This is a genomic window from Stenotrophomonas sp. STEN008, assembly GCF_056760435.1.
In genome coordinates this window covers 19,272-41,408 of sequence record NZ_JBRRET010000030.1, presented here as the reverse complement: position 1 = coordinate 41,408, position 22,137 = coordinate 19,272, and the positions used below count along the sequence as shown (strand labels likewise).

Below are 22,137 nucleotides of genomic sequence, written 5' to 3'. Positions count from 1 at the left end.
ACCGCCGGCCAGGGCCTCGCCCGGCCAGACCGGGCCCCCGCCTGTTCCGGACCCTGCCATGCCCCGCGCCGACTTCTACCTGATCGCCAAGCCCCGTTTCCTGACCGAGCCGTTGCGCCTGGTCTGCGAGCTGGCACGCAAGGCCAACGATGCCGGCCTGTTCACCCTGGTGCTGGCGCGCGACCAGGCCCAGGCCGAGGAACTGGACGAACTGCTGTGGGCGTTCGATGACGACGCCTACATCCCGCATCAGATTGCCGGCGAGGACATGGACGAGGAAGAAGCGCTGGTGCTGATCGCCGTGCCCGGCACCGAGGCGCCGGCCCGCCCGCTGGTGATCAACCTGCGCGACGACCCCTGGCTGGGCCAGTGCGAGCGCGTGCTGGAAGTGGTCCCGGCCGACCCTGAAGCGCGCGAACCGCTGCGCGAACGCTGGCGCCAGTACAAGGCCGCCGGTTACGACCTGAACAAGCACGACATGTGAGCGCCCCGCGGCCCCCTTGATGGGCCACCCCTGCGCCCTGATCCTTCAACGATTACCTCCTGGTTCCCCCGCATGACCCAACTCGCCTCCAGCTACGACCCGAAGTCCTTCGAGACCGACCTCTACGAGGCCTGGGAGAAGGCCGGCCACTTCAAGCCGTCCGGCCAGGGCGAGCCGTACACCATCCTGCTGCCACCGCCGAATGTGACGGGCACGCTGCACATGGGACACGCCTTCCAGCAGACCCTGATGGATGCGCTGGTGCGTTACCACCGCATGCGCGGCTACGACACGCTGTGGCAGGTCGGCACCGACCACGCCGGCATCGCCACCGAGATGGTGGTCAGCCGCAACCTGGCGCTGGAAGGCAAGGGCGAAACCCGTGACTCGCTGGGCCGCGAAGGCTTCATCGGCAAGGTCTGGGAGTGGAAGCAGCAGTCCGGCGACACCATCGAACGACAGATGCGCCGCCTCGGCACGTCGGCCGACTGGTCGCGCAGCACCTTCACCATGGACCCGCAGCCCTCGGCGGCGGTGATCGAGGCCTTCGTGCGCTGGCACGAGCAGGGCCTGATCTACCGCGGCCAGCGTCTGGTCAACTGGGATCCAGTGCTGAAAACCGCCATCTCCGACCTGGAAGTGGAGAGCGCCGAAGAAGACGGTTTCCTGTGGTCGATCGCCTATCAGCTCGATGACGGCCTCAGCTACGAGCACGTCGAGCGCGACGCCGACGGTAACGAAACCCTGCGCGAGACCCGCGATTACCTGGTGGTGGCCACCACCCGCCCGGAGACCCTGCTGGGCGACACCGCCGTGATGGTGCATCCGGAAGACGAGCGGTACGCGCACCTGATCGGCAAGACCGTGGTGCTGCCGCTGACCGGCCGCCGCGTGCCGGTGATCGCCGATGATTACGTGGACCGTGCGTTCGGTACCGGCGTGGTCAAGGTCACGCCCGCGCATGACTTCAACGATTACCAGGTCGGGGTGCGCCACAGCCTGCCGATGATCAACCTGTTCACTCCGGTGGCGGCGCTGAATGAGAACGCCCCGGAACGCTTCCAGGGCCTGGACCGCTATGAAGCACGCAAGGCCGTGCTGTCCGAGCTGGAAGACCTGGGCATCCTGGTCGAGACCAAGGCGCACAAGCTGCAGGTGCCGCGCGGCGACCGCACCGGCCAGGTGATCGAGCCGTACCTGACCGACCAGTGGTTCGTGAAGATGGACGAGCTGGCCAAGCGCGGCCTGGAGCTGGTCGAAGGTACCGATGGGAAGCCGGGCAGCATCTCCTTCGTGCCGCCGAACTGGATCAACACCTACCGTCACTGGATGGCCAACATCCAGGATTGGTGCATCAGCCGCCAGCTGTGGTGGGGCCACCGCATTCCGGCGTGGTTCGACGCTGCCACCGGCACCTGCTACGTCGGTCGCAGCGAGGATGAGGTGCGGGCAAAGCACGAGCTCGGCAGCGATGTCGTGCTGAACCAGGAAAGCGACGTGCTGGAAACGTGGTTCTCCTCCCAGCTGTGGCCGTTCTCCACCCTGGGCTGGCCGAACGAACAGGCCATGGCCGAGCGTGGCTTCGACCGCTACCTGCCGTCGTCGGTGCTGGTCACCGGCTTCGACATCATCTTCTTCTGGGTGGCCCGCATGATCATGGCCACCGACAACCTGACCGGAAAGATTCCGTTCAAGGACGTCTACTTCACCGGCCTGATCCGCGACGGACAAGGCCAGAAGATGTCCAAGAGCAAGGGCAACGTGCTCGACCCGCTGGACATCATCGATGGCATCAGCATCGATGACCTGGTCGCCAAGCGCACCGGCGGCCTGATGCAGCCGAAGATGGTGGAGAAGATCGAGAAAGCCACGCGCAGGGAGTTCCCGGACGGCATCGCCGCCCACGGCGCCGACGCGCTGCGCTTCACCATCGCGGCGCTGGCCACCCACGGCCGCGACATCAAGTTCGACATGAACCGTGCCGAAGGCTACAAGAACTTCTGCAACAAGCTGTGGAATGCCAGCCGCTTCGCGCTGATGAACACCGAAGGTGCGGCGTTCAGCGGCGTGCCGACACCGCGCACCGATGCCGAGCGCTGGATCCTTGCACGCCTGGCGGCCACCACCGCTGAAGCGCAGGGCCACTTCGCCGCCTACCGCTTCGACCTGCTGGCGCAGTGCCTGTACGAGTTCGCGTGGAATGCGTTCTGCGACTGGTTCCTCGAACTGAGCAAGCCGGCGCTGAGCGGCAGCGACGCAGCGGATGCCGAAAGCACCCGCCACACCCTGCTGTATGTGCTGGAAGCCCTGCTGCGCCTGCTGCACCCGTTGACGCCGTTCATCACCGAACAGCTGTGGCAGCAGCTCGCCCCGCGCCTGGGCCTGGCCGAAACCACGCTGTCGCTGCGCCCCTACCCGACCGCAGCCGAGTTCCAGGGCGATTTCGCCCAGGCCGAGGCCGACGTCGAATGGCTCAAGGCGGTGATCAGCGCGGTGCGCCGCGTGCGCAGCGAACTGAACGTCGCACCGTCCAGGCTGGTGCCCCTGCGCCTGCAGGCCGGCCAGCAGCAGGATCGTGCCCGCGTCGAACGCTTCAGTGCGTCGCTATCGTTCCTGCTGAAGCTGGACAGCGTGCAGTGGCTGGGCGAAGGCGAAAGCGCTCCGCCTGCGGCCGCCGCCATCGTCGGTGAGTTGAAGCTGCTGGTGCCGCTGGAAGGCCTGGTCGATCTGGATGCCGAACGTGCACGCCTGGACAAGGAGATCAAGCGCGTGGAAGGCGAGCAGGAGAAGAGCGAAACCAAGCTGGCCCGGTTCACCGACAAGGTGCCGGCTGCGGTGGTCGAGCAGGAGCGCGTGCGCCTGGCCGACTGGAACACCCAGCTGGCCGGCCTGCGCGAACAACGCGCGAAGCTGTAACAGCCGACCGGCGGGTGCGGATCCAGGTCCGCACCCGCCCAGGTCTTTTGGCATCATCAGAGGATGCCGCTTTCGATCTTCCTGCTGGTTCTCGCCGCTGCCGCGCTGCATGCCAGCTGGAACGCCATCGTCAAGCGTGGCGCCGACAAGCTCCTCGGCACCGTGCTCGTCACCGGCAGCGCCGCACTGCTGTCCGCCGCGCTGCTGCCTCTCCTTCCTCTGCCGGACGTAACCAGCTGGCCGTGGCTGGCGGCCTCGGTACTGCTGCAGGTGGTCTATTACGCGCTGGTCGCGCGCTGCTATCAGCAGGTGGACATGAGCCTGGCGTATCCGCTCATGCGCGGTTGCGCACCGATCCTGGTCGCGCTGGCCGGCACCGTGCTCGGCGAATCACTGCCCGCAGCGGCGTGGCTGGGCGTGGCGCTGGTCAGCAGCGGCATCCTGGCCATGGCACTGGGCGCGCGCGCAGGCCAGCTCGGCCTGCCGCTGCTGACGGCGACGATGATCGCAAGCTACACCCTGGTCGATGCGCACGGCGCGCGCCTGTCGGGCAGCCCGCTGGCCTACACGTTGTGGCTGTTCCTGCTGTCGGGCATCCCGCTGCCGCTGTGGGCGCTGTACACCCGCCGCAGCGCGGTGCTGACCTATGCGCGCCAGCATTGGCCGCTGGGCCTGGCCGGCGGCGTGGGCACCACCGCGTCCTATGCGATGGCACTGTGGGCGATGACCCAGGTACCGGTCGCGATGGTGTCGGCCCTGCGCGAGTCATCGATCCTGTTCGCCCTGCTGATCTCGGCATTCCTGCTGCGTGAACGGATACCGCGCGTGCGCTGGCTGGCGGCGTCGCTGATCGTCAGCGGAGTGCTGGCCCTGCGGCTGGCGTGAGCCACACGTGCCCGCCAAGGTTGGCACCTGCCGCCAGCGCCCGGCCGTACCGGCGGGCAACGCGGCGCATCCCGGTTACAGCGGCGGCATCGTCTGCAGGTCGCCATCGACCAGCTCGATCGCCATCACCACCGCGTCCTCGCGCCCCTGCGCGGCCGGGTAATAGCGCGGACGCCGGCCGATTTCGTTGAACCCTTCGCTGTGATACAGCGCCAGCGCCGGCACATTGGACGGGCGCACTTCCAGGAACACACGCTGGGCACCGCGATCACCAGCCAGCTGCACCAGCGCACGCAGCAGCTGCCGCCCCAGCCCGCGTGACTGCACCAGCGGATCGATGCAGATGTTCAGCACATGCGCCTCGTCGGCAGCGATGCTCAGCACGCCGTAGCCGAGCAGCTGGCCATCGCGCTCCATTGCCAGACCGGGATAACCCGCACGCAGGCAATCAATGAAAATGCCGCGGGTCCACGGGAAGGGATAGCCACGCACCTCGATCGCCATCACCTCGGCAAGATCGCTCTCGCGCAGCGCCCGCAGGCGCACCGGACCGGGCTGGCTGACCGCACTCACGGCGCGCCCCGCTTGCGCAGGGCGCGCAGCTGCGGCCACAGCGCGCGCTTGGCGGCTGGATCACGGCGCAGCTGCTCCAACGGCCAGCTGTCCATCAGCGCCTGCGTCGCGGCATCGTTCGGATTGCAGCCGGACGCGCGCAGCAGCGCGATCTGCAGGCGATCAGGCAGACGTACCGCCGGCTGCCGGGTGGTGCCCGCCGAGGCTGCGCGTGCCGCCTGCGGTTCGGTTGCCGGCACCACGGCGGGCGCGGTGCGAGGCGGCGGCGACGGACTCCGCGGCTGGCGCGGTGCCGGCTCCACCGCTGACGGTTCGGGCTGGCGTGACGGAGACTGCGCTGCCGGGGGGTTGGCCGCATCGGCGTCGGCCACGCTCAGCTGCAATGCAGCGTCCAGCTCCGCGGCGAGCTGGCCGTCGTGATAGACGGTATAGCCCATCGCCTGCAGCCAGGCCTGCTGGGCCGGTGACCACAGCACGGGCAGATCCTGGCTCACGCGGCCTCGGACTTCTTGCGCAGGCGCTGCACCGCCCACATCACCGGGCCGGACAGGGCATACAGGATGCCCACGGCGAACAGGACGCGCGGCAGGTCGATCACCGCGATCGCGATGGCCATCGGTACCAGTGCCAGGACCAGGAACGGCACCCGGTCGGAACGGGAATCCTTGGCGGCACCGCCCTTGAAGCTCCAGAAGCGGATGCGGCTGACCATCAGCAGCGCAGCGACCAGCGTCACCGCCAGCGCCACATAGCGCAGCTGATTGCCATCCCAGCCCAGGTTGCCATCGGCGAAGGCCCAGACGAACGACATCATCAGCCCGGCAGCGGCCGGGCTGGCCAGGCCGACGAACCAGCGCTTGTCCACCACCGCGACCTGGGTATTGAAGCGGGCCAGACGCAGCGCCGCGCATGCGGCGTACAGGAAGGCCACGGCCCAGCCGACACGGCCCAGCAGGGGATCATCGAATTTCAGCCAGGACAGCGACCAGTGGTACATCACCAGTGCCGGCGCCATGCCGAAGCTGACCAGGTCGGCCAGCGAGTCGTACTGCACGCCGAACTCGCTGCTGGTGCCGGTCAGGCGCGCGACACGGCCATCCAGGCCGTCCATCACCGCCGCCACGAACACCGCGATGCTGGCATTGACGAAATCCCCGTTGGCAGCGGCGATGATCGCGTAGAAGCCCGCGAACAGGCCCGCAGTGGTGAACAGGTTGGGCAGCAGGTAAATCGTGCGCGAACGCGGCGGCGGTGTGATCGGGTCCATGGAATCCAGTTTAATCGACTTGCCAGCGGTCGGTGCCAATGCTGCAATCGGCGTTCTACGCCCATTCTGCGGAGTTTGCCATGCGTGCCCTGTCCTGCCTGGGATGCCTGCTGCTGTTGGCCAGTACCAGTGCCATGGCCGGCCCCGTCTACAAGTGGAAGGACGCCAACGGCGTCACCCAGTATTCGGAAACCCCGCCAGCAGGCAGGACCTACGAGACCCGGGCGCAGGCGCGCTCGGCGCCATCGGCTGACAGCTCCGAACGCCCGGCCGCACCCGTACCGGAGCAGTGCAGCACCGCCCGTGCCAACCTGGCCCTGCTGGAAGGCTCCGGCCAGGTGATGCAGGACACCGACGGCGACGGCAAGGGCGACACCGTACTGACCGCGGAGCAGCGCACCGCGCAGAAGGGACTGGCTGAAGCCAGCATCAAGGCCTACTGCCCAGCAGCCGGTTGAGGGGGTCGGCAGGGCTGCGCCCTGCACCTGCTTCAAGCAACCGCAACATCAAATGCCAAAGCGGCTCTGGTCTTCTGCTGGTTTGGCGGGGCGGGGGGGGGGGGGGGGGGCCCCCCCCAAAAAAAACAAAAGGGGGGGGAGGGGGCCCACCCAAAGCCCACCCCGCCGCCACCCCCCCCCCCCCACCGCCCCCCCCCCCCCCCCCCCACCCCACCCCCGACAGGTTCCTGGTGACGGCGGGCCATCCACGCCGTGCGTGGATGAAATCCCTTGAAATCGAATAGTTCGAGAATGGATCGAACAGCAGCCGAGCATGGCTCGGCTCTACCGAAATGCGGGCAGGTCGCAGAGATCCGTCGAAGGCGGGGTGGGTCCGGTGGCAGGGGTGTGAGCGGCATGGATGCCGCGACCAAGCCCCCATGGACGGGTTTACGGCGTCCCCTGCCACCGGATCCACCCCGCCATCCCACGCGAAGCCCGCTGTTGCTGTGGCAGTTGAAGTTGCCTGAGACGGGTGCAGGGCGCAGCCCTGCCGATACCCTCCCCCCGCCCGGGCTGGCAGAATAGGGATCTCTGCCGTAGACCGAAGCCGACGATGCGCCTCTCCCAGTTCCACCTGCACACCACCAAGGAAACCCCCAGCGACGCGGAGCTGACCAGCCACCGCCTGATGCTGCGTGCGGGCATGATCCGCAAGCTCGCCTCCGGCCTGTACACCTGGTCGCCGCTGGGACTGCGCGTGCTGCGCAAGGTCGAACGCATCGTGCGGGAGGAAATGGATCGCGCCGGTGCCGTGGAGTTCCAGATTCCGACCATCCAGCCCAAGGAGCTGTGGGAGCAGACCGGCCGCTGGCAGAAGTTCGGGCCGCAGCTGCTGAAGATCAAGGATCGCAAGGACCAGGTGTTCTGCTACAGCCCGACCGCCGAGGAAGCGGCCTGCGACTTCGCGCGCAGCGAACTGTCCAGCTACAAGCAGCTGCCGGTGAACTTCTATCAGATCCAGACCAAGTTCCGCGATGAGATCCGCCCGCGCTTCGGCGTGATGCGTGCACGCGAATTCCTGATGAAGGACGCCTATTCGTTCCACCTGCACGATGAGTGCCTGGTGCGCGAGTACGAGAACATGAAGGCCGCCTACAGCCGCATCTTCACCCGGCTGGGCCTGGACTTCCGCATGGTGCAGGCCGATTCCGGCGCGATCGGTGGCGACGCGTCGCAGGAATTCCATGTGATCGCCGATTCGGGCGAGGACGCGCTGGTGTTCTCCACCGGCTCGGACTACGCGGCCAACATGGAAGCGGCGATCGCCGCGGAACCGGCACCGCGCGCGGCAGCCGGCGAGACGATGCGCAAGGTCGAGACCCCCACCCAGAAGACCTGCGAGGACGTTGCCGCCCTGCTCGGCATCGCCCTGCAGCGCACGGTGAAGTCGGTGGCGCTGATGACCGCCGAAGGGTTCGTGCTGGTGCTGGTCCGTGGCGACCACGAGGTCAACGAGATCAAGCTGGGCAAGGTTGCCGGCCTGGAAGAGCAGCGCTTTGCCAGCGAAGCGGAGATCGCCGAGTACCTGGGCAGCGTGCCCGGCTTCCTCGGCCCGGTTTCACCGGCCAAGGCGATCCGCGTGGTGGCCGACCGCGAAGTGGCGGCGATGTCCGATTTCGTGGTCGGTGCCAATGAAGCGGGCTTCCACCTGGCTGGAGTCAACTGGGGCCGCGACCTGCCGGAACCGGAAGTGGTCGATATCCGCAACGTGCGTGCCGGTGACCGTGCGCTGGACGGCGGCGAGTTGAAGATCGCCCGTGGCATCGAAGTCGGCCACGTGTTCCAGCTTGGCCGCAAGTACGCCGAAGCGCTGGACGCGACCGTACTGGACGAGAACGGCAAGGCCGCAGTGATGGCAATGGGCTGCTACGGGATCGGCATCTCGCGCGTGGTCGCTGCCGCGATCGAACAGAATCATGACGATGCCGGCATCATCTGGCCGGACGCGATGGCGCCGTGGCAGGTGGTGGTGTGCGTCATCAACCCCAAGGGCGATGCCGCTGTGGCCGAAGCCGCTGCCGGCCTGCTGCAGGAACTGCGCGATGCCGGTCTCGATGCCGCGCTGGATGATCGCGGGCTGCGCCCGGGTGCGATGTTTGCCGACATGGAGTTGATCGGCATCCCGCATCGCGTGGTGGTCAGCGAGCGCGGCCTGGCGGCCGGCACGTACGAGTACCGCTCGCGACGTGCCAGCGAAGCCGAAAGCCTGGATAAGGCTACCCTGCTGCAACGCCTGCAGGGTTGAGTGACTGGACCGGGGCATGCCCCGGTCTTTTTCTTTGTACCGGCGGTGGGCCGGTGAATATGCAGCTGGACATAATCCGGTCAAAATGGTCACGATGCAGTCTGTCCATCGCCATACCCTGACCTGCATGATTTGTACTGGATTTAATTCATCATTATCCTGTGCGCCGACGCCACGGACCGGCTCGTCCCTGTCCCTTATTAGTTTCCGGAGTAACCGTAGATGAGCATCGACCTGACCGGCCTGTCGGCACGCGAGCTGGGCGCATTGATCCGCACCGCGAAAAAGCAGCAGACCATCGTCGCCAAGCGTCGCCCGATCGCCAAGGTGCGGGCCCAGCTGAGCAAGCTGGCCAAGACCGAGGGTTACACCATCGAGGAGTTGTTCGGTACCGCTACCACGGCTGCCAAGCCACGCGCCCGCAAGGCAGCGGCGCCGTCCAAGACCGCCGGCCGCAAGCTCGGCAAGGTCGCCCCGAAGTACCGGAACCCGGCCAACCCGAAGGAAACCTGGACCGGCCGTGGCAAGCAGCCGCGCTGGATGGCCGAGCTGACCGCCAAGGGCAGCAAGAAGCCGGAAGATTTCCTGATCAAGAAGGCCTGAGGCCGGATCGGAAAGAATGAAGAACGCCGGCGCAAGTCGGCGTTCTTCATTCCATCACAACGTCTTGCGCGCCGGCATCAAGAGGTTGCCGAACAGCAGGCCCGCCACCAGCGCCATCACCACGTTGAGCACGGTCAGGAACACGCTCTGGCCGGCACCGACATCCTGCTGCTGGACGAGCGTCAGCACGCCACGCAGGCTGGTGCTGCCAGGGACCATCATGATGATGCCCGGCAGGCGGATGATCGCACCCGGACGCCCGGCCAGCCGACCGAACAGGTTGCCGCCGGCGGTCAGCACCATCGCCGACAGGAAGATGCCTGCCGGTGCCCCCCAGGCGTGCCCGCCAAACTTGGAAATGGCATAGCCGGCCACGGACGCGGCAATCACCCAGGGATAATCGCGACGGCTGGCCTTGAACAGCATCGCGAAGGCGAAGGCCGCGGTCAGCAGCGACCCCCACTCCACCCACGGTCCCTGCGGTCGCGAGGCACGGATCACCGGGTCCAGGCCCAGCACATCGGCCAGGGTCACCGCGATCATCGCGCCGACGCTCAGTTTCATGATCGTGGTCAGCGCACCGGCAAACCGCGCGGTGCCTGACACCCAGTGCTGGCTGGCCAGTTCGTTGACCGCATTGGTCAGCGACATGCCGGGCAGCAGCACCACCAGCGAGGCGATGATCACCGTGTTGAGGTTGAGCGCGCCGACAAACGAAGCGATCAGGGTGGCAACCAGGCCGGCCAGCAGCGCGGCCAGCGCCTCGGCGGCCTCGCGGGTCGCCGGGCGACGGTCGGTGACCATGCCGAGCAGGCCGATCATCAGGCCGATGACACCGGCGGTGGCGATGTCCAGCCAGGGCAGCTTCCACATGCCGGCGACACCGGCCGCGCCGAGCGTGAACGAGAGGATGGTGCGGAGCTTGCCGCGACGGCCGGGATCCTTGTCCAGCTGACGCAGCGCGGTGTGCCCCTGCGCGATGCTCATCCGCCCGTTGGCCACTTCCTCGGCGATCCGGTCGGCGACACTGAGCTTGTGCAGGTCGTTCTCGCCCGGTGCCAGGCGGATCACGCGGGTGATGTCGCTGGAGCCGATCGCCTGGGCCGGGTCGCTGAAGCTGAGGATGATGCCGGTGGGGTTAGACCACGGTTCACAATCGAGATCGAGCTGTTTTGCCAGTGCGACCACGGCCGTTTCCAGACGCTGGGCCGTGGTGCCGTAGCTGTGGAGGCGGCCGGCGATCTCGGAAACGAAGGCCACGCGCTGCGCGTAGGTGGCCTGGGGCGTGGGGATCGTGTGAGCGTCTGCGGACATGCGCCGTAGTATTACCTAGGCCGGGCCCCGCCGGAGGAATTCATCCTGGTTCAACGCGAAGCACAATACAGAACGGTTATGCTGCGACCCGAATGGCCCACGTGACCCAGAACCTCGCCCCCCAGCTCGAACAGGACGCCCACGACCCCGGGCTGATCCGCCTGTCCGGCCACTGGACCTTGAAGACCGCGCTGGCCGCGGCCGAGGTGCTGCGCGCCGTTCCCGACAAACTGACCGGCATTGACGCCACGGGCATCGAGCAGCTCGATTCGGCCGGCGTACTGCAGCTGTTGCGCGTGGCCCATCGCGCCGACCTCGGCGAGGATGCGCTGCAGTTCCGGCCGGATCACCAGGCACTGGTGTGCACCATCGAGGAAGTGGCCGACGACCGGCCCAAGCCCAAGCGCGACTTCGGCGTGCTGGCCGCGCTGGAACGGCTGGGCGTCAGCATGCATGGCACCGGCCACAACATCGTGGCCCTGGCCAGCTTCCTCGGCGAGGCGATGGTCAAGACCGCTCGCCTGGTCAAGCAGCCGCGGCGCTTCCGCCTCACCGCCACCGTGCACCAGATGGAGCAGGTGGGCCTGGACGCCGTGCCGCTGGTGGCGCTGCTGTCCTACCTGGTCGGTGCGGTGATCGCGTTCCTGGGCTCGACCATCCTGCGCGACTTCGGCGCGGAGATCTACGTGGTCGAGCTGGTCAACATCGCCTTCCTGCGCGAGTTCGCCGTGCTGCTGACCGCGATCGTGCTGGCCGGCCGCACGGCAAGCGCGTTCACCGCGCAGATCGGCGCGATGAAGGCCCGCGAGGAGATCGATGCGATGCGCACGCTGGGCCTGGACCCGATCGACCTGCTGGTACTGCCGCGCCTGTTCGCGCTGCTGGTGACCCTGCCGCTGCTGACCTTCATCGCGATGATTGCCGGCCTGGCCGGCGGCATCACTGTCGGCGCGTTCGATCTGGACATTCCGCCGCAGATGTACATCGCGCGGATGCACGACACGATGGAGGTGCGGCACATGCTGGTCGGCCTGTCCAAGGCGCCCGTCTTCGCGGTGGTGATCGGCCTGATCGGCTGCCTGGAGGGCCTGAAGGTCACCGGCACCGCACAGTCGGTCGGCGAGCGCACCACATCCAGCGTGGTGCAGACCATCTCGCTGGTGATCATCATCGACGCCTTTGCGGCGTTGTGGTTCATGCATATGGACTGGTGACATGAACACGACCTCCGGTTCCGGCACCTTCGAGATGCGTGATGACGATGGCCATGACCTGGCCATCCGCGTGCGTGGGCTGGTCAACCGCTTCGGCAGCCAGACCGTCCATGAGGACCTCGACCTGGACGTGCGGCGCGGCGAGATCCTCGGCGTCGTCGGCGGCTCGGGCACCGGCAAGTCCGTGCTGATGCGCTCGATCCTGGGCCTGCGCGTGCCGGATGAAGGACAGATCGAAGTGCTCGGCCGCGATGCGCGTGCCGACGATGCCGAAAGCCGGCTGCATATCGAGCGCAACACCGGCGTGCTGTTCCAGGATGGCGCGCTGTTCTCCTCGCTGACCGTCGGCGAGAACGTGCAGGTTCCGCTGAAGGAGCATCATCGCGACCTTCCCGAACGCTGGCACTACGAGCTGGCACTGCTGAAGGTGAAGCTGGCCGGCCTGCCCGCCGATGCGATCAACAAGCTGCCCTCGCAGCTGTCCGGCGGCATGCGCAAGCGTGCCGGCCTGGCCCGCGCGCTGGCACTGGACCCGCCGCTGCTGTTTCTGGACGAACCGACCGCCGGCCTGGACCCGATCGGCGCGGCGGCCTTCGACCGGCTGATCAAGACCCTGCAGGAAGCGCTGGGCCTGACCGTGTTCCTGATCACCCATGACCTGGACACGCTGTACGCCATCTGCGACCGCGTCGCCGTGCTGGCCGATCACAAGGTGATCGCCAACGCACCGCTTGCGGAAATCGAGAAACTGGATCATCCGTGGATCCAGGAATACTTCCACGGACCACGTGCGCGTGCCGCGCGTGGTGAACAGATCGAGAGTGCCTGAGCCATGGAAACCAAAGCCAACTACGTGCTGATCGGCGCGTTCACCCTGATCACCGGCCTGGCCCTGCTGGCCTTCGGCCTGTGGGCGGCCAAGTACTCATCCGACCGCACCTGGCAGGAATACCGCGTGGTGTTCCGCGAGGCGGTGACCGGCCTGTCGGTCGGCAGCCCGGTGCAGTACAACGGCATCGCGGTCGGCTCGATCATCGAGCTGAACCTGGTACCGGACGATCCGCGCCAGGTGGTGGCGCGCATCCGCCTGAACTCCACCACGCCGGTGAAGACCGATACCCGTGCCAAGCTGGCGATCACCAGCCTGACCGGTCCGTCGATCATCCAGCTCAGCGGCGGCACGCCGCAGTCGCCGGCACTGACCACGGTCAACAAGGACCCGGCGCCGATCATCCCGACCACGCCTTCGGCACTGCAGAACATCACCGATGTGGCCAACCGCATCGTCGAGCGCATGGACCAGATCCTCAGCGATCGCAACGTGGCGTCGATCAACGCGACCCTGGCCAACCTGGAAACCATCAGCGGCGGACTGGCCGACCGTGACCAGGGCACACAGGCGCTGCTGCTCAGCGCGCGCGATGCCGCACGCAGCCTGGACACCACGCTGAAGACCACCAACGGCACCATCGAGCGCCTCGACAGGAACCTGGTGCAGCAGCTGCCGGGCATCATCGACAAGCTCGACGCTACCCTGGTCAAGCTCGATTCGGCTGCCGGCAATGCCGATTCGATCCTTGGCGAGAACCGCGCCGCGATCAACAGCTTCGCCAATGACGGGCTCGGCCAGCTGGGCCCGACCCTGACCGAACTGCGTGGCCTGATCCGCGACCTGCGCCGGGTCAGCGACCGCCTCGAGAACAACCCCGCGCGCTATCTGCTCGGCCGCGATGCCCCGAAGGAGTTCGAACCCAAATGAGCCCGACCCTCTTCCCACGCCTGCTGCTGCCAGGCCTGGCCCTGGCGCTGCTGTCGGGCTGTTCGATCCTCGGCAGCGGCGACAAGAATCCCGTCACCCTGTACTCGCCTGCCGTGCAGGTGAAGGTCGATCCCAGCTGGCCCCAGGTCGCCTGGCAGCTGGTGCTGGCCAAACCCAGCGCGGCGCGCATGGTCGACAGCCCGCGCATCAACGTGCGTCCCACGCCATCGGAGCTGGAGATCTACAGGGGCGCCAGCTGGGCCCAGCCGGCCACCGACATGATCGAGGACACGCTGCTGCGCGGTTTCGAGGACTCCGGCCGCATCAACGGCGTGGCCCGCACCGCCGCCGGTATCCGCGCCGATTACAAGCTGTCCACGGACATCCGTCGTTTCGAGTCGGACTACCAGGGCCAGACCACGCCGACGGTGGTGATCGAACTCAATGCCAAGCTGATCCACGTGGCCGACCAGCGCGTGGTCGCTGATCGCACCTTCCGTCAGGCGCAGCCCGTTGGCAGTACCGATGTGCCGGCGGTTGCGGCGGCGTTCGAACGTGGCCTGCAGCAGATCGCGCAGGACGTGGTCGGCTGGACGCTGGTCAGTGGGCAGAACGACAGCGCCGCAGCACCGCGCTGATCCCTCGCTCAGCGCGGCGTGATCCAACGGAATGTCAGGTTGATCCGCTCGCCCTGAGCCCGCGCCATCTTCGGCAACGCGTGCTGATAGAAGCGCTGGGTGCTGCCGGCCATCAACAGCAGATCGCCATGGCCCAGCACGAACTCCGCCTTGCGTGCCGGCTCGTCGCGTCGTCGCAGCAGGAAACGCCGCGCCGCACCCAGGCTCAGTGAAGCGATCACCGGCGCCGGTCCCAGTTCGGGTTCGTCGTCGCTGTGCCACCCCATGTAATCGCCACCATCGCGGTATCGATTGAGCAGCACGCTGTTGAACCGGCCGATACCCTCTTCCTGCAATCGCACGCGCAGCGCCTGCAAAGCCGGCAGCCAGGGCCGCGGGACGAACTCGGCGCCGGAATACCGGTAGCGTGCCTGCGGATCGCCGATCCAACTGCTCAGCCGCGGCGAATCCACCCAGTGACCGAACATCCGGATGCGGTGCACATCCCAGGCCACCTGTTCGCCCAATGTCCGCTGCAGCGCATCCGCCCGATCCGGCAGCAGCCAGCCCGGAACATGACGGACGTCGGCATCGGGCAGCTCGTGTGGAAACAGCATCGGGATCGCCAGGCAGTGTCGGGGGGGGCCCCCCCCCCCCCCCCCCCGCCCGGGGGGGCCGCCCGGCGCCGCCCCGGGGGCCCGGGGCCCCCGCGCGCGGGGCCCCCCCCCCGGGACCCATCCCACCTCAGCCGCGCGGTTCGTCCGGCCGCCGGAACGGGATGACCACGTAATCCTGCCCTTCGCGCGGCTGCCACAGGACCGGCACACGGTGTGGCGACGGCGGCTCCAGTTCATCGTCGGCCAGCGGTTCTGCGTTCTCTTCCTCGTCCTCCCAGCTGTAGCGCGGACGCGGTGGCAGCGGGTCGGCGGTGCGGAACAGCAGCGCTGCGATGATGCCGGCGAAGGCGCCGCCCATGTGCGACTGCCAGGACACGCCGTCGGCATGCGGCAGGATGGTCATCAGCATGCCACCGTAGAACAGCATGCCGATCAGGCCGGTGGCGATGGCGGCGCGGTCGCGGCGCAGCAGGCCGAGGCCGGCGAGCAGGAACATCAGGCCGTGGGTCACGCCACTGGCACCCAGATGGACGCTGCCGGGATTGCCCAGCATCCATGCGCCCACACCCGATCCCAGCCAGAGCAGGGGCAGGGCGCGGACGGTGGCCCTGGGATAGACGCTTCCGGCCAGGGTGCCGAGGATCAGGATCGCGATGCTGTTGGCGGCGATGTGCTCGACCGAGGCATGCAGCAGCGGGCCGCCGAGCAGGCCGAGCAGGCCCTTGGCTTCCAGCGGCGCTACCGCCCAGGGGCGCCAGTCGAACGTGCCCTGCAGGGCGAACACGACCACCAGCACCAGCACGGCGGCCAGGCTGACATTGAACGCCCGCAGGATGCGGAGGCGGTCGTTGCGGGGGGCCGGCACGTCGCCGGCGGGCAGGGGCGCGTTGCTGTTCATACCTCAAGCAATGGCGGTGGCTGGCGCGAAACCAAGGCCACCGCTGCGGGAGAGTGGAAGCGGCCAGCGGGACAATCCCGCTGGCCATGTCTGCCAGCCGCGATCAGGCCTGGCCTTCGCCTTCCTTGGGCGGGTACTTCAGGCTCAGCACGACGGTGGCGGCAATGATCAGCGCGACCACGCCCAGCGAGACCGGGGTCGGGATCTTGAACAGGTCGATGATCATCATCTTGATGCCGATGAAACCCAGCACCAGTGCCAGGCCGTACGGCAGCAGGTGGAACCGGTCGGCCATGCCGGCCAGCAGGAAGAACATCGCACGCAGGCCCAGTACCGCGAACACGTTGGAGGTCAGCACGATGAACGGATCGGTGGTGATCGCGAAGATCGCCGGAATGCTGTCCACCGCGAAGATCACGTCGGTGACGGCGATCAGGATCAGCACCGCGAACAACGGGGTGAACCAGCGCACGCCGTCGCGCTTCACGCTCAGGGCGTTGCCGGCGTACTCCGGCAGCAGGCGAAGGTGCTTGCGCATCCAGCGCAGGGCCGGGTTGCTCTCCAGGTCCGGCTCCTGTCCGGCGGCAAACCACATCTTCCAGCCGGTGAACAGCAGGAAGGCGCCGAACACGTAGAGCAGCCAATGGAACTGGCTGATCAGCACGCTGCCGGCGAAGATCATGATCGTACGCAGCACGATCGCGCCCAGGATGCCGATGATCAGCACCTTCTGGCGCTGTTCCTCCGGCACCGCGAAGTAGCTCATGATCATCAGGAAGACAAAGATGTTGTCCACCGCCAGCGCCTTCTCGACCAGGTAGCCGGTCAGGAACTCGAGACCGACCTTGTTGGCCACGACCTGGCCGGCCGTCTCATTCAGGTAGTACCAGAGGCCGGCGTTGAACAGCAGGGCCAGCGCGACCCAGCCGATGGACCACCACAGGGCCTCCTTGAAGGTGACCTTGTGCGGGCCACCATGGCGCATCAACACGAGGTCGACCAGCAGGGCGATGACCACCACCGCTGCGAAGCCGCCCCACAACCACATGTTACCGATCGTCTGCATTGGGAATGTCCGTTGGAAAGATGAATGCCAGGCCGGACGGCGAGGATCTGCAACGGAGGATCGGGAGGGGATCCAGGGACAGAGCTTCGCCAGTACGGCGAAGGTCTCGCTCGCAGTTCCAGTCGGCTGGAACTGCCGTTGCACCGGAGCCTGCGGGCTCGAAATGACGGCGACAACGTCTGGGAGCTACTCCCCTTCTGGCGCCGATTCTGCGGCCTGCCGCGTCCGCCGTCAAATGCCCGGGCACCGGGGGCAGATCCCCGCATGGGCCCCGAGCCCATGTTCCCGCCAGAGAGGGGTCAGAGCCCCTGCGGGGATCTGACTCCCGGCGGCCGGTTTACAATAGGTGGATGAATACCCCCCTTCCCGTTGTCCGCCTCAAGAACGCGTGGCGCTCCAGCCACCCGTGGATCTTCCAGAAACTGGTCGAGAAGCCGACCGTCCGGCCCAAGCCCGGTTCCCTCGTCGACGTGGTCGGGGTGGACGGGGAATTCATCGGGCGCGGGTTCTACAACGGGCACTCGCGCATCGCCGTGCGCATTCTTGAAACCCATCAGGCCGTTGCGGTTGATGCCGGCTGGTTCTCGCGCAAGATCGCCCAGGCGGTGTCGCTGCGCCGTGACGTGCTGAAGCTGGACGCCGTGTCCGACGCCTGGCGCGTGGTGCACAGCGAGGGCGATGGCCTGTCCGGCCTGGTGGTCGATCGCTACGGCGACCTGGTGGTGGTCGAGTTCTTTGCCGCCGGCATGTTCCGCCACCGCGAGTGGATCTACGATGCGCTGCGTGAGCAGTTCCCCGGCTGCCGCTTCCACAGCTTCGCCGACGAACACGTGCAGAAGCAGGAAAGCTTCGATTTCCACGGCAACACCACCACCGAAGCGTCGGTGATCACAGAGTACGGGATCAAGTTCCGCGCCGATCCGGCCGGCGCGCACAAGACCGGCTTCTTCGCCGACCAGCGCGAGAACCGGCAATGGCTGAGCCAGCAGGTGGAAGGCAAGAGCGTGCTCGACCTGTGCTGCAACACCGGCGGCTTCGCGGTCTATGCAGCGGCACGCGGGGCCTCGGACGTGGTCGGCATCGACATCGATGAAGACGTCATCCAGATCGCCAAGGGCAATTCGCGCCTGAACAACGTGCGCCCGAAGTTCATCCAGTCCGATATCTTCCCGTGGCTGCGCGACGCCGCCAACCGCGGTGAGCAGTACGACGTGGTGATCCTGGACCCGGCGAAGATGACCCGCGACCGCGACCAGGTGATCAATGCGCTGAAGAAGTACCTGGACATGAACAAGCTGGCGCTGGGCGTAGTCAAGCCCGGTGGCCTGTTCGCCACCTTCTCCTGCACCGGCCTGGTGGCCGAGGACCAGTTCCTGGACATGCTGCGCCGTGCGGCCTATTTCTCCGGCCGCACCCTGCAGATCCTGAAGGTTGCCGGTGCCGGCGCGGATCATCCGTTCATGGCCCACGTGCAGGAATCGCGTTACCTGAAGGCGGTGTTCTGCCGCGTGGTTGATTGACCGCGTGGCGCTGTAGAGCCGAGCCCACGCTCGGCTGATCTGTCTGGCAGCCGAGCATGCGCTCGGCTCTACAAATTGGCCGGCCGCAGCGCTATGGTCGGGTTCTTCCCATTGCCGGTAGGAACCCCATGCCGTCGTTGCGCCGTCTGTCCGTGCTGCTTGCCCTGGCGCTGAGCGCGCCGCTGACCGCCCATGCCATCGAGTTCAGCGCGCAGGAGCTTGCGCGTGCCAAGACATTGCAGCAGCGCCTGCTGACGCTCGACAGCCACCTGGATACGCCGGCCAACTTTGGCCGCACCGGCTTCGATATCGAACAGCGCCATGATCGCAATGCGCTGTCACAGGTGGACTACCCGCGCATGGTCGAGGGATCACTGGACGGCGGGTTCTGGGCGATCTACACCGACCAGGGCGACCGCAGCGCCGCCGCCCACCTGGCCGAGCGCGATCACGGCCTGCAGCGCCTGCTGGAAATCCGCGAAATGGTGGCGGCCAACGGCGATCGGTTCGCCCTGGCCCTGACCGCTGACGATGCGGCGCGGATCAAGGCCGCCGGCAAACGCGTGGTCTACATCAGCATGGAGAACGCCAGCCCGCTGGTGGCCGACCCCAGCCTGCTTTCGTTCTATCACCGTGCCGGCCTGCGCCTGCTGAGCACGGTGCATTTCGCCAACAACGAGTTCGCTGATTCTGCGACCGATCCGAAGGGACCGGAGTGGAAAGGCCTGAGCCCGGCCGGCAAGGCGCTGGTGCGCGAGGCGGTGAAGCTCGGCATCGTCATCGACCAGTCGCATGCCTCCGATGCCGTGTTCGACGATCTGCTGGCGATGATGCCGGTGCCGTTCGTGCTCTCGCACAGTTCAGCCAAGGCGGTCTACGACCATCCACGCAACCTCGACGACGCGCGGCTGAAGAAGCTGGCCAAGGCCGGTGGTGTGATCCAGGTCAACGCCTATGGCGGCTATCTGATCGACACCGGCAAGACGGCCGAGCGCAAACAGGCCGAAGAAGCACTCAGCCGGCAGCTGGGAGGCTGGGAAGGCATGGGCATCGAGCAGGGCGTGGCCTTGTTGAAGGCCGAACAGGCACTGGACCACGAACACCCCGTCCGGCACGCCAGCCTGGAGGACTTCTTCGCCCACTTCGAGCACATCCTCCAGGTGGTCGGGCCCGAACACGTGGGCATCGGCCTGGACTGGGACGGCGGCGGCGGCCTGAGTGACCTGCCCGATGTCAGCCAGCTGCCGAAGATCACCGCGTGGCTGCTGCGCAAGGGATACACGGAACAGCAGATCGCCGGCATCTGGGGCGGCAATCTGCTGCGGGTGATGCGGCAGGCGCAGGACTACGCCGCCAGGCAGGGCGGGTAACCGCCCCGCCCGGGCCGGATCTGCGCCGGGCCGTGCCCGGCGCGGTCTGGATCAGCGCGCGATCAGCGCATGGCGACGGCTGTACAGGAAGTACAGCACCAGGCCCGCGACATTCCACAGCAGGAAGTACAGCTGCGTGGTGTGCGGCAGGCTGATGAACAGGTAGATGCAGCCCAGCGCGGCCAGTGGCCCGACGATGAAGGCCAGCGGCGTGCGGAAGGTTCGCTCGCGGTTCGGTTCACGCACGCGCAGCACGACCAGGCAGATGCCCACCGCGGTGAACGCCGCCAGGGTGCCGGCATTGGCCAATGCCGCGATCTCGTCCAGGCGTGCCACGCCGGCCAGGGCCGACACCACCAGCGCGGTGAACAGCGTGGTGGCCACCGGCGTACCGGTGCGCGCGCTGACCTTGGACAGGCCACGCGGCAGCAGGCCATCGCGGCTCATGACGAAGAAGATGCGGCTCTGCCCGTACAGGAAGGCCAGCAGCACGGTCGGCAGGGCGATGATCGCGATGACACCGATCACCATCGCCGCGGTCGGGTGGCCGAGCTGGCGCATGATCAGCGCCAGCGGCTCAGCACTGTGGCCGAACACCGCGTAGCTCATCGCACCCACGGCGGCCAGCGCCACCAGCACGTAGACGATGGTGCAGCCGATCATCGAACCGATGATGCCGATCGACAGGTCGCGGCCCGGGTTCTTGGTCTCCTCGGCAGCGGTGGAGATCGCGTCGAAACCGTAGAAGGCGAAGAAGATGATCGCGGCGGCCGCCATCACGCCTCGCTCGACACCATCCGGACCCAGTGATTTGGCGAAGCCATACGGCATGAACGGCTGCAGGTTGCTGCTGTCGAAGGCCGGCAGTGCCACTGCCACGAAGATGGCCAGCGCGATCAGCTTGAACACCACCAGGATCGCGTTGAGGGTCGCGCTCTCCTTGGTGCCGGCCATCAGCATCAGGGCCACCAGCCAGGTGATGACGATCGCCGGCAGATTGATCATGCCGCCTTCCACGTGCGGACCCGCGGCCAGCGCGGCCGGCAGGGTCACGTCCCAGCCGAACTGGGTGTGGACCCACTCCAGGAAGCCGACGAAGTACCCCGACCAGCCCACGGCCACCGTGCTGACCACCAGCGAGTACTCCAGGATCAGGCTCCAGCCCACCACCCAGGCGAACACCTCGCCCAACGCGCTGTAGCTGTAGGTGTAGGCACTGCCGGCGGCCGGCATCATCGTCGACAGCTCGGCGTAGGACAGGGCTGCGCAGGCGCAGACCGCACCGGCGATGGCGAAGGAGATCAGGACGGCCGGGCCGGCGAGATTGGCGCCGACGCCGATCAGCGTGTAGATGCCGGTACCGACGATGGCGCCGATGCCCAGCGCGATCAGGTGCGGCCAGCTGAGTGTCGGGACCAGTCGCCTGCCGGCTTCGTGGACGGTGACGGAATCTAGGGACTTGCGCCGGAGCAGGGACATGCAGGCCTCGGAAGGGGTGACTGATAACGACAAGTCTCCGAGTGTGACCGAATGCAGCGCAGCATTACCACTGACGGGGGTCATGCCTGGCGCAGCGCGCGCATGACCGCGACGACACTGCCGGAATCAGCACAAAGGTTGCGGAACGGGCCCGACAGCCGTCGCCGTGCCGGTCAGCCGTTCAGTCCCAGGCGGATGCCGAAGCCGACCAGGAACACTCCGGCCACGCGTCGCAGCGCGTCGCTGACGCGCGGATGCTGGATCAACCGGCGCCGCGCCAGGTTGCCCACCCAGATCAACAGCGAGCAGTAGGCGATGCTGACCACGAAGATGATCCCCGCCAGCGCGACGAAGGTGGCGATGCCCTGGTGCGCCCTGGGGTCGATGAACAGCGGCAGGAAGGCCATGTAGAACAGGATCGCCTTCGGATTGAGCAGGCTGACCAGGATCGCCTGCTGGAAGTAGCGGCCCGGCTGCATGCGGATCGGGCCGGCATCGCCGCCCTCCTGCCTGGGCGTGCGCAGCAGGCTGATGCCCACCCACACCAGATAGGCCGCGCCCAGGTACTGCACGGCGTGAAAGACCAGCGGGTTGGCCTTCAGCAGGGCCGCCACGCCGGCCAGGGCCAGCCACATCAGGATCTGGTCGCCGACCAGCAGGCCGGCCAGTGCGGTGTAACCACCGCGCACCCCGCCCCGGCCGGTGGCGGTCAACAGGGTGAACGTGCCAGGCCCGGGCAGGGCGAGGAACACCAGCACGGCGACCAGAAACGTCCACAGGTCCTGGATGCCCATCCACGGCATGGCGGTG

Annotated in this window: 21 protein-coding genes; 12 read left to right on the top strand and 9 right to left on the bottom strand. The window is 67.2% G+C overall.

The window, feature by feature from the left end; genetic code table 11:
* The first annotated feature begins 58 nt into the window (after window positions 1-58).
* The 3 genes from ACVOME_RS13945 to ACVOME_RS13935 all read left to right on the top strand — a co-directional run bounded on the left by ACVOME_RS13945 (window position 59) and on the right by ACVOME_RS13935 (window position 4,285).
* Window positions 59-484 (top strand): DNA polymerase III subunit chi, encoded by a 426-nt coding sequence (locus tag ACVOME_RS13945; RefSeq protein ID WP_004154132.1) that lies wholly within the window; start codon window positions 59-61, stop codon window positions 482-484.
* Between the two features lie 72 nt (window positions 485-556).
* Window positions 557-3,400 (top strand): valine--tRNA ligase, encoded by a 2,844-nt coding sequence (locus ACVOME_RS13940; RefSeq protein ID WP_197600669.1) that lies wholly within the window; start codon window positions 557-559, stop codon window positions 3,398-3,400.
* Between the two features lie 63 nt (window positions 3,401-3,463).
* Window positions 3,464-4,285: an EamA family transporter gene (locus tag ACVOME_RS13935; protein WP_481505194.1), complete on the top strand. Its 822-nt coding sequence runs from the start codon at window positions 3,464-3,466 to the stop codon at window positions 4,283-4,285.
* 75 nt (window positions 4,286-4,360) lie between these two features.
* Here ACVOME_RS13935 and rimI read toward each other — a convergent pair whose 3' ends face one another.
* From rimI to pssA, 3 genes are read right to left on the bottom strand one after another with little or no spacing between them, the layout of a single operon-like run.
* Entirely contained in the window at window positions 4,361-4,858 is a 498-nt protein-coding gene (gene rimI / locus ACVOME_RS13930; protein ID WP_481505193.1) for a ribosomal protein S18-alanine N-acetyltransferase, read from the bottom strand.
* On the bottom strand, window positions 4,855-5,352 hold the full coding sequence (locus ACVOME_RS13925) for a hypothetical protein (RefSeq protein WP_053516951.1): 498 nt from the start codon (window positions 5,350-5,352) through the stop codon (window positions 4,855-4,857). Before ACVOME_RS13925 ends, rimI begins: the two co-directional genes overlap by 4 nt.
* Window positions 5,349-6,125, bottom strand: a complete 777-nt coding sequence (pssA, locus tag ACVOME_RS13920; protein WP_053516952.1) for a CDP-diacylglycerol--serine O-phosphatidyltransferase — start codon at window positions 6,123-6,125, stop codon at window positions 5,349-5,351. Before pssA ends, ACVOME_RS13925 begins: the two co-directional genes overlap by 4 nt.
* A gap of 80 nt (window positions 6,126-6,205) precedes the next feature.
* On the opposite strand from pssA, the gene ACVOME_RS13915 reads away from it, so the two are divergent.
* The 3 genes from ACVOME_RS13915 to ACVOME_RS13905 all read left to right on the top strand — a co-directional run bounded on the left by ACVOME_RS13915 (window position 6,206) and on the right by ACVOME_RS13905 (window position 9,473).
* On the top strand, window positions 6,206-6,583 hold the full coding sequence (locus tag ACVOME_RS13915; RefSeq protein ID WP_481505192.1) for a DUF4124 domain-containing protein: 378 nt from the start codon (window positions 6,206-6,208) through the stop codon (window positions 6,581-6,583).
* 595 nt (window positions 6,584-7,178) lie between these two features.
* The gene (locus tag ACVOME_RS13910; RefSeq protein WP_053516953.1) at window positions 7,179-8,870 is read left to right on the top strand and encodes a proline--tRNA ligase; all 1,692 of its coding nucleotides are present in this window, start codon (window positions 7,179-7,181) and stop codon (window positions 8,868-8,870) included.
* A gap of 222 nt (window positions 8,871-9,092) precedes the next feature.
* On the top strand, window positions 9,093-9,473 hold the full coding sequence (locus ACVOME_RS13905) for an H-NS histone family protein (protein ID WP_053516955.1): 381 nt from the start codon (window positions 9,093-9,095) through the stop codon (window positions 9,471-9,473).
* Between the two features lie 54 nt (window positions 9,474-9,527).
* Here the strand turns inward: ACVOME_RS13905 and ACVOME_RS13900 are convergent, their stop codons facing one another.
* On the bottom strand, window positions 9,528-10,787 hold the full coding sequence (locus tag ACVOME_RS13900) for a threonine/serine exporter family protein (protein WP_065182498.1): 1,260 nt from the start codon (window positions 10,785-10,787) through the stop codon (window positions 9,528-9,530).
* A 92-nt stretch (window positions 10,788-10,879) separates the two neighbouring features.
* On the opposite strand from ACVOME_RS13900, the gene ACVOME_RS13895 reads away from it, so the two are divergent.
* From ACVOME_RS13895 to ACVOME_RS13880, 4 genes are read left to right on the top strand one after another with little or no spacing between them, the layout of a single operon-like run.
* A complete protein-coding gene (locus ACVOME_RS13895; RefSeq protein ID WP_053516957.1) occupies window positions 10,880-12,001 on the top strand; it encodes an ABC transporter permease in 1,122 nt (373 codons plus the stop codon).
* A 1-nt stretch (window position 12,002) separates the two neighbouring features.
* Window positions 12,003-12,830 carry an ABC transporter ATP-binding protein gene (locus ACVOME_RS13890; protein ID WP_053516958.1) on the top strand — a complete coding sequence of 276 codons (828 nt, stop codon included), beginning with the start codon at window positions 12,003-12,005 and terminating at the stop codon, window positions 12,828-12,830.
* 3 nt (window positions 12,831-12,833) lie between these two features.
* Window positions 12,834-13,760 carry an MlaD family protein gene (locus ACVOME_RS13885; RefSeq protein WP_053516959.1) on the top strand — a complete coding sequence of 309 codons (927 nt, stop codon included), beginning with the start codon at window positions 12,834-12,836 and terminating at the stop codon, window positions 13,758-13,760.
* Entirely contained in the window at window positions 13,757-14,398 is a 642-nt protein-coding gene (locus tag ACVOME_RS13880) for an ABC-type transport auxiliary lipoprotein family protein (protein ID WP_053516961.1), read from the top strand. The genes ACVOME_RS13885 and ACVOME_RS13880 overlap by 4 nt, the downstream gene beginning before the upstream one ends.
* Window positions 14,399-14,406: 8 nt before the next feature.
* Here the strand turns inward: ACVOME_RS13880 and ACVOME_RS13875 are convergent, their stop codons facing one another.
* The 3 genes from ACVOME_RS13875 to ACVOME_RS13865 form a co-directional block, all read right to left on the bottom strand.
* Window positions 14,407-14,994, bottom strand: a complete 588-nt coding sequence (locus ACVOME_RS13875; RefSeq protein ID WP_481505191.1) for an alpha-ketoglutarate-dependent dioxygenase AlkB family protein — start codon at window positions 14,992-14,994, stop codon at window positions 14,407-14,409.
* Window positions 14,995-15,121: 127 nt separating this feature from the next.
* On the bottom strand, window positions 15,122-15,892 hold the full coding sequence (locus ACVOME_RS13870) for a rhomboid family intramembrane serine protease (protein WP_197600196.1): 771 nt from the start codon (window positions 15,890-15,892) through the stop codon (window positions 15,122-15,124).
* A 103-nt stretch (window positions 15,893-15,995) separates the two neighbouring features.
* A complete protein-coding gene (locus ACVOME_RS13865) occupies window positions 15,996-16,958 on the bottom strand; it encodes a TerC family protein (RefSeq protein ID WP_053517229.1) in 963 nt (320 codons plus the stop codon).
* A gap of 350 nt (window positions 16,959-17,308) precedes the next feature.
* On the opposite strand from ACVOME_RS13865, the gene ACVOME_RS13860 reads away from it, so the two are divergent.
* Window positions 17,309-18,478, top strand: coding sequence for a class I SAM-dependent rRNA methyltransferase (locus ACVOME_RS13860; RefSeq protein WP_053517230.1), 1,170 nt, complete (start codon window positions 17,309-17,311; stop codon window positions 18,476-18,478).
* 128 nt (window positions 18,479-18,606) lie between these two features.
* The gene (locus tag ACVOME_RS13855; RefSeq protein WP_111187099.1) at window positions 18,607-19,848 is read left to right on the top strand and encodes a dipeptidase; all 1,242 of its coding nucleotides are present in this window, start codon (window positions 18,607-18,609) and stop codon (window positions 19,846-19,848) included.
* A 51-nt stretch (window positions 19,849-19,899) separates the two neighbouring features.
* Here ACVOME_RS13855 and ACVOME_RS13850 read toward each other — a convergent pair whose 3' ends face one another.
* Complete coding sequence (locus tag ACVOME_RS13850; protein WP_053517233.1) at window positions 19,900-21,327, bottom strand: amino acid permease; 1,428 nt, start codon at window positions 21,325-21,327, stop codon at window positions 19,900-19,902.
* A gap of 173 nt (window positions 21,328-21,500) precedes the next feature.
* A complete protein-coding gene (gene leuE / locus ACVOME_RS13845; protein WP_053517234.1) occupies window positions 21,501-22,130 on the bottom strand; it encodes a leucine efflux protein LeuE in 630 nt (209 codons plus the stop codon).
* Window positions 22,131-22,137: the final 7 nt, after the last annotated feature.

Excerpts from the sequence above, each read along its gene's own strand:
- ACVOME_RS13940 (WP_197600669.1), top strand. The coding sequence starts at position 557 with ATGACCCAACTCGCCTCCAGCTACGACCCGAAGTCCTTCGAGACCGAC.
- ACVOME_RS13855 (WP_111187099.1), top strand. The coding sequence starts at position 18,607 with ATGCCGTCGTTGCGCCGTCTGTCCGTGCTGCTTGCCCTGGCGCTGAGC.
- ACVOME_RS13935 (WP_481505194.1), top strand. The coding sequence starts at position 3,464 with ATGCCGCTTTCGATCTTCCTGCTGGTTCTCGCCGCTGCCGCGCTGCAT.
- ACVOME_RS13910 (WP_053516953.1), top strand. The coding sequence starts at position 7,179 with ATGCGCCTCTCCCAGTTCCACCTGCACACCACCAAGGAAACCCCCAGC.
- ACVOME_RS13915 (WP_481505192.1), top strand. The coding sequence starts at position 6,206 with ATGCGTGCCCTGTCCTGCCTGGGATGCCTGCTGCTGTTGGCCAGTACC.
- ACVOME_RS13870 (WP_197600196.1), bottom strand. The coding sequence starts at position 15,892 with ATGAACAGCAACGCGCCCCTGCCCGCCGGCGACGTGCCGGCCCCCCGC.
- ACVOME_RS13900 (WP_065182498.1), bottom strand. The coding sequence starts at position 10,787 with ATGTCCGCAGACGCTCACACGATCCCCACGCCCCAGGCCACCTACGCG.
- ACVOME_RS13865 (WP_053517229.1), bottom strand. The coding sequence starts at position 16,958 with ATGCAGACGATCGGTAACATGTGGTTGTGGGGCGGCTTCGCAGCGGTG.
- ACVOME_RS13850 (WP_053517233.1), bottom strand. The coding sequence starts at position 21,327 with ATGTCCCTGCTCCGGCGCAAGTCCCTAGATTCCGTCACCGTCCACGAA.
- ACVOME_RS13895 (WP_053516957.1), top strand. The coding sequence starts at position 10,880 with ATGGCCCACGTGACCCAGAACCTCGCCCCCCAGCTCGAACAGGACGCC.
- ACVOME_RS13860 (WP_053517230.1), top strand. The coding sequence starts at position 17,309 with ATGAATACCCCCCTTCCCGTTGTCCGCCTCAAGAACGCGTGGCGCTCC.
- ACVOME_RS13905 (WP_053516955.1), top strand. The coding sequence starts at position 9,093 with ATGAGCATCGACCTGACCGGCCTGTCGGCACGCGAGCTGGGCGCATTG.
- ACVOME_RS13880 (WP_053516961.1), top strand. The coding sequence starts at position 13,757 with ATGAGCCCGACCCTCTTCCCACGCCTGCTGCTGCCAGGCCTGGCCCTG.
- ACVOME_RS13885 (WP_053516959.1), top strand. The coding sequence starts at position 12,834 with ATGGAAACCAAAGCCAACTACGTGCTGATCGGCGCGTTCACCCTGATC.
- ACVOME_RS13875 (WP_481505191.1), bottom strand. The coding sequence starts at position 14,994 with ATGCTGTTTCCACACGAGCTGCCCGATGCCGACGTCCGTCATGTTCCG.
- ACVOME_RS13890 (WP_053516958.1), top strand. The coding sequence starts at position 12,003 with ATGAACACGACCTCCGGTTCCGGCACCTTCGAGATGCGTGATGACGAT.
- leuE (WP_053517234.1), bottom strand. The coding sequence starts at position 22,130 with ATGCCGTGGATGGGCATCCAGGACCTGTGGACGTTTCTGGTCGCCGTG.
- ACVOME_RS13945 (WP_004154132.1), top strand. The coding sequence starts at position 59 with ATGCCCCGCGCCGACTTCTACCTGATCGCCAAGCCCCGTTTCCTGACC.
- pssA (WP_053516952.1), bottom strand. The coding sequence starts at position 6,125 with ATGGACCCGATCACACCGCCGCCGCGTTCGCGCACGATTTACCTGCTG.